Raw genomic sequence first — 5,609 nt, 5'->3', positions numbered from 1 at the left:
CTGGCTGCGTTATAAGTTGCTGGGTATCAAACGATGCCTTTGTGGAGGCTTGAGCCGTATGCAGTGAAAGTTGCACGTACGGTTCTTAGGGAGACGGCACTTGGCAACAAGTGTCGTCCACCCGACAAAAACGTGTCAGCCATTCCCAGAATTCATCGTTACGGTTGACTGATTGGATGAAGAAGAACATGTGCCTGGCATGCCTTTTCATTCAACTCTTTTTGCTCGGCCCGAAAAAGACCGTGGGCGTTAATGAGCTCTGCTAACCCCGACGCTTTGTCTCCCTGTATCATCAGTGACAGCGGGGATGTCTGCTCACCGCTCTGATTGAAACAATGTTCAATATGCTCAGGCAACACATAGATTGTGTTATTAGACGGGCTGTCATCCGATTTTTCATTGAAGAGCTTTGCATCGATACCATGTTCATCATGTAAAAAATTTAGTTGATCAAAGAGCTTTGTCGCATCATCGATTTTTTGCTGATACCCAACTGAAACCGCATTCAGCTCCCACAGTTTTTTCTCCAAGTTTGCTCCTTTGGTACGAGAGATGTTGAGCATTTGCTTAAGTTCATTTTTGATCGACTTGTAGCGCGGGTCTTTTAACTTGGGTTTCAGGTACCGGCTAAGAATGTGATTACGCTTTTCCAATGGGGTGAAGCCCTTAGCGGCGGAAACGTTGGTATAAAGGTTTAGTAACGCATTTTCGATAACGGAGGAGAGAAGCATAGAAAACACTTTTATATTAATTGTTCAGGTATTTTACAGATTGTGTTCGCCAAGTCCTACTAATGCTAAGCGTTGAATGTCTGCCTTTCTGCCGTTTCCGGCCTCGCAATGGGGAAAATTTAGTCGGGGAAAGCAGCTATACCATTCCAGATTTATCAATTGAGTCAATCAGTACGCTTAATGTTGCAGCGATGTAAATACTGAAGGCGGTAACATCCCAAAGTAGCCAATAAAACTCTCTTTTGTTTCGACTTTTAATCAGACGGTAAACATCTAACACGAAGAGGAAAACAAAAAATATTCCCACTATGAACGGGGTATAGACAGTCACGTAAGAAACAAACGGGGAAAAGCCCTCGCCTTTCCCTGTTGCTGGATCATAGAAGTGAAGACCAAACGAGATTATCGCCAAAGAGAGAATGGCTAAGGTTAAAACCCGCAATAGATTGGAGAAAATCATCGTATTCCTAACCCCACAAGTTCTCTTGCCAGATCTGCACGCCGCTTTTTTCCGTCTTTGCTCTCAACAGAGTAGTAAAAATGTCCCGAGCCTTTTAGCATTTGAGTACGCAATTCATTGGCCTTCATAATGATTTCCCCATCACTGATTCCAGCGTAAATGGGATCTCCTTGGCTTATCAAGTCAATTACTACGACAGTTTTTATATTACTGTTAGATTTTACCGCTTTCAAAAGGCTGTGATTGATTGGCGCTCCTATGAGCACTAAATGATGAACGGTTATCCCACTATTCGCATGATACAGGGCTGAACGAGCAGCGATGACAGCTCCCCATGAGTATCAGATCAGCGAAAATTCACCACCTTGGCTGGGCGTTGGAGCTGCCACTCCGAGCGCTTGCAGGGATAAGTCTAACGTCCTCGGCGCGAGCTTGACTCTAATGACCGATGAAGGACAGTCATCACCATACGCATTCTTTCCTGAATAGTTGACCCATTCGGTTTCGCCCAACGCGTATTTCGATTCGACGTTACATTCACTGGTGTTGACTAATTGGAGGGCGATGGGGTCATCTTCTGCCTGATTGTAGAAAATCACAGACGTCGCATCGGCACCCATATCAATGTATTCGTTGTAATCCAGATCTTCGCCGTTCTCAAAAACACCGGAATAGTTACCACAAACAGCTCGTTTAACGCCGGCATGCATGAGTGCTCGCACCATGTCGTATTGATAATCGCCACGCATCCCCGCACCGCCTAAAAACACCACTAAGTGGTCTTTTTCTTCGTCGGTTGTTGGTTGGTCATTGACGATGGCATTCTGTGCGCTCTGGGAATCGAGAACAGATTGGCTTTTATAAAGCTCCCCATGTTCTATAGGGCTGTTAGTGCGGCTTTTGGCTGCTTCGCTTTCACGCATTTTACGTGAAACAAAGTCATCTTTCGCGGAAGTTGGCTCATGCGTTTTCAACTTGGCGCCACCACCAACGCCCCTGATGTTGGAGGGCATATCCATGTTTGGGATAACCGACACATACTGCTTTGACACGCAACGCTTCCTTGGTTTTAGTGAATGAAATCATTATGAAGAATAGAGCTCACCTCATCCAGTAAGCTGGGCTATCAAGTTTGCGAATATCTACATATTAGCTTTCGCGCATCTCACATGTCAGGCGTTGAATATCGTCATTTCTGCCGTTTCCGTACTCCTAGGTTCAACGAACTGAAAGCTCGGAATGTGAGACAAGCTCAAGGGCACAAAAATAGGTTTTCCTGGCCAACTCAAAAGTGGACAGAAGTGAGTTGGCGGTTGTGCTCAAAGGCGAAGACTTCGGATAAGTTTTATTTGGGGAACCTTGGATTTTCATTAGTAGGGCTGATAGGCCTAAAACCTATGCTTGCGCGCTATCAGTGAAGAGGTCAAAAAATCGATATACAGTTTTCGACCATTGCCAGATTTCACCTATCCATTGAAGCATCTGTTTGACTAACATAAATAGTGATATTAAACAGAGGTATTTGTCTCGCCAAACTAAGGCAGTAATACTCCTCGCACCGAAACCGCCTTAATGGTCTCCAATTTCTCAGCCAACAGGCAATACCGACCACGGTAAGTTGCCTGTCACTTTGAACAATGTCTTTCTAGTGAGACAAACTCAACTTGTATGAGTCAAGAGCCGCACTGGTTAAATTAGTGTGCTACTGTTTATATTCCCCCATCGCTTAGTGGGGACCTCTTGTATCCTCCCGAAATGACGCCTCGGCTGCACTCGTCGCCCCCTAAGCCTAAACCTCATTAGGTTTCACTATGTCTACATTACCATTCACAGAGATTGACACGCTTGATGTTCAATTGGTTAGACGGTTTTCAAAATTACACATACTCCAATCTGGTCTCGAGCCTATACCAACGGCCATTGTTTACTGCGAGGCGAACTTTGGGGAAATTGATGGAAAAACTGCAAATGGCCTTGTTCGGCACTCCCCAAGCTTTCGCATTCTTTCAGTCATCGATAGTGAGAAATCCGGTTTAGACGCTGGCTATGTTCTTGACGGTGAGTACAACGGCATTCCTGTTTGCGCAAGTTTGAAGGATTCAATTGAAAAAGCCGGTGGTATCCCAGATTACTTCATCTTTGGTTTAGCACCTTCAAATGGTGTTTACTCAGAGTCTGAAAAATCACTGATCCTTTATGCCATGCGACTCGGTATGAATATTGTGAACGGATTGCATGAATTTCTAAATGATGATCCTGTCTTCTCTTCCGCTTCAGACACCCTCGATGTCACCATTTTCGACATTCGCAAACCTCATGCGCAAAATGACTTGCAAACATTTAGCGGAATTATTCATCAGGTTGGCTGTCCTCGAATCCTTGTGGCTGGCACCGACTGCGCGATCGGCAAACGCACCACAGCGACTGTCTTAGCCAATGCGTTGCGCGAGCGCGGCCTGAATGTCGTGCTCATTGCAACGGGACAAACCGGTGTCATGCAAGGTGCACGCTACGCTGTTGTTATGGATGCTGTACCCTCGCAATTTTGCGCAGGTGAGCTTGAATCACTTATTGTGGGTGCTTATGAAACCGAGCAACCTGACGTCATTATCATAGAAGGGCAAGGTGCACTGAGTCATCCCGCCTTTACCACGAGTGCTGCCATTCTTCGTGGTTGCGCGCCGCATGGCGTGATTTTACAGCACGCTCCTAAAAGACTTCACCGAACTGACTTTGAAAACATGCCGATGCCTTCTGTTCGCTCTGAAATAGATCTCATTAACGGTTTTGGTAACGTTCCAGTTCTGGGTATCACGCTTAATCATGAAGGAATGAGTTCGCATGACATCGCAGAAACGGTCAAGGAGTACAACAAGGAGTTTGAACTGCCTGTAACCGATGCTCTCTCTCTGCCTGCTGAGCGTTTATGCCAGATGGTCTTCAATACCTTTCCTGCGCTAAATAAACAGCTTCCAAGTATCACGCCATGATATCGCCTAGATTGGAGATAGATTGCCGAAAACTCAAGCACAACGCGCAACGCTTAATGGGAAGACTCTCTCAGCTTGGCATATCAGCCACCCCTGTGATGAAGGTGACTCAAGGGGACCCCAATTTGGCAAAGCTATTTATCGAGGCAGGAGCAACAATGTTGGCAGATTCTCGCATCGAGAATATTGAAAGAATGCGGAGAGCCGGCATCCAAGTGCCTCTTTTGCTAACGCGTACGCCAATGTTAAGCCAGGTAGAGCGGGTGGTCGAACACTGCGAAATCAGCTTGAACACGGAGATAACGGTGATTCACGCCTTGTCGTTGGCAGCAACTAAAACGGGGCGAACCCATGGTGTGATCATCATGGTTGAATTGGGTGACTTGCGCGAAGGGGTCATGCCCGATCTACTTGAATCCGTGATGGCATATACATTAAGCCAATCCAACATTTCGCTTGAAGGGATCGGAGTAAATTTAACGTGTCGGCATGGTGTTTCGCCAGATAAAGAAAAAATGTCGCGCCTGTCTGAGTTGGTAAAGGCCTTGGAAACTATTTTGTCTGTTTCACTCCCTGTCATTTCGGGCGGAAACTCAGCGAATCTTCTTTGGGCAATGGGTGAGCATAAAGCCAGTCGGGTTAATCACTTGAGGCTTGGAGAAGCTATCTTCCTTGGAAAAGAAACGCTCACGCAAACAAGGGTGATGGATCTGCATGAGGATGTTTTCACACTCTATGCCGAAGTCATTGAGATGAATCGAAAACCCTCTCTACCTTGGGGAGAAATACGCAAAAATGCCTTTGGCGAATACAAAAAATATCATGATCGCGGAGAGGTCAATCAGGCAATACTCGCCATTGGCCGACAAGATGTTTACCCACAAGGGCTCACACCGCCAAAAGGAATCAAGCTACAAGATGCCAGCAGTGACCATCTTATTGTAGAAACCGCCGATAATTCCTTGAGCGTGGGAGAAGAGGTGGCATTTTCTCTGGATTATGCTGCTCTCCTTTCTGCCATGACATCACCTTACATTACGAAGGTTTACGCTTAACACACACCAACATATGGTCTTTAGGCTAACAGCACTGATTCAAGTTACTGAACGGAGGGTCAAAAAATGCCTAACAACAATCAATTGTCCAATAACCCTTGGGGTGGTAATAAGTCGCCTCCCAATCTCGGTGAAATAATTAAAAATATTCGAGATTTTAAAAAAATACTTCCGGGTGGAAGTCCGTCTAATTTCTTCATTATTATTGTTATTTTACTTGTGGCGTTACTAATAAAAAGCGCCATATAAATAGCTGTTCCTAATAGTAGATCTCAAAGGTAAGAGAAACTCAGTCCAGTTTGCGCGATCTGATCTATCGCCAAACAGAGAAAACCCACAAAAAGGACTGAGTAATGGCCATCATAGCACCGAT

6 protein-coding genes are annotated in these 5,609 nt (G+C 45.5%); 3 read left to right on the top strand and 3 right to left on the bottom strand.

The genetic code is table 11. The features are described 5' to 3' along the window. Positions 1–158 precede the first annotated feature (158 nt). The 3 genes from GMA8713_RS24960 to GMA8713_RS24945 all read right to left on the bottom strand — a co-directional run bounded on the left by GMA8713_RS24960 (position 159) and on the right by GMA8713_RS24945 (position 2,243). Positions 159–731, bottom strand: coding sequence for a DUF2913 family protein (locus GMA8713_RS24960; protein WP_062715301.1), 573 nt, complete (start codon positions 729–731; stop codon positions 159–161). Between the two features lie 136 nt (positions 732–867). Next, entirely contained in the window at positions 868–1,191 is a 324-nt protein-coding gene (locus GMA8713_RS24955; protein WP_062715299.1) for a hypothetical protein, read from the bottom strand. Between the two features lie 341 nt (positions 1,192–1,532). Then, entirely contained in the window at positions 1,533–2,243 is a 711-nt protein-coding gene (locus GMA8713_RS24945; RefSeq protein ID WP_062715295.1) for a hypothetical protein, read from the bottom strand. A 759-nt stretch (positions 2,244–3,002) separates the two neighbouring features. Here GMA8713_RS24945 and GMA8713_RS24940 point away from each other — a divergent pair. The 3 genes from GMA8713_RS24940 to GMA8713_RS28640 all read left to right on the top strand — a co-directional run bounded on the left by GMA8713_RS24940 (position 3,003) and on the right by GMA8713_RS28640 (position 5,485). Then, positions 3,003–4,181, top strand: coding sequence for an N-acetyltransferase DgcN family protein (locus GMA8713_RS24940; protein WP_062715293.1), 1,179 nt, complete (start codon positions 3,003–3,005; stop codon positions 4,179–4,181). Then, a complete protein-coding gene (locus tag GMA8713_RS24935) occupies positions 4,178–5,236 on the top strand; it encodes an alanine/ornithine racemase family PLP-dependent enzyme (protein ID WP_062715291.1) in 1,059 nt (352 codons plus the stop codon). Before GMA8713_RS24940 ends, GMA8713_RS24935 begins: the two co-directional genes overlap by 4 nt. A 66-nt stretch (positions 5,237–5,302) precedes the next feature. Further along, on the top strand, positions 5,303–5,485 hold the full coding sequence (locus GMA8713_RS28640; RefSeq protein WP_062715288.1) for a protease modulator HflK N-terminal domain-containing protein: 183 nt from the start codon (positions 5,303–5,305) through the stop codon (positions 5,483–5,485). Positions 5,486–5,609 lie beyond the last annotated feature (124 nt).

This window comes from Grimontia marina, assembly GCF_900060185.1.
GTDB classification, from domain to species: Bacteria; Pseudomonadota; Gammaproteobacteria; order Enterobacterales; family Vibrionaceae; genus Enterovibrio; species Enterovibrio marinus.
This window is presented reverse-complemented; position numbering and strand designations above follow the sequence as displayed.

Bases quoted from the DNA above. Each gene is read 5' to 3' on its own strand.
- GMA8713_RS28640 (WP_062715288.1), top strand. From the start codon at position 5,303: ATGCCTAACAACAATCAATTGTCCAATAACCCTTGGGGTGGTAATAAG.
- GMA8713_RS24955 (WP_062715299.1), bottom strand. From the start codon at position 1,191: ATGATTTTCTCCAATCTATTGCGGGTTTTAACCTTAGCCATTCTCTCT.
- GMA8713_RS24935 (WP_062715291.1), top strand. From the start codon at position 4,178: ATGATATCGCCTAGATTGGAGATAGATTGCCGAAAACTCAAGCACAAC.
- GMA8713_RS24940 (WP_062715293.1), top strand. From the start codon at position 3,003: ATGTCTACATTACCATTCACAGAGATTGACACGCTTGATGTTCAATTG.
- GMA8713_RS24960 (WP_062715301.1), bottom strand. From the start codon at position 731: ATGCTTCTCTCCTCCGTTATCGAAAATGCGTTACTAAACCTTTATACC.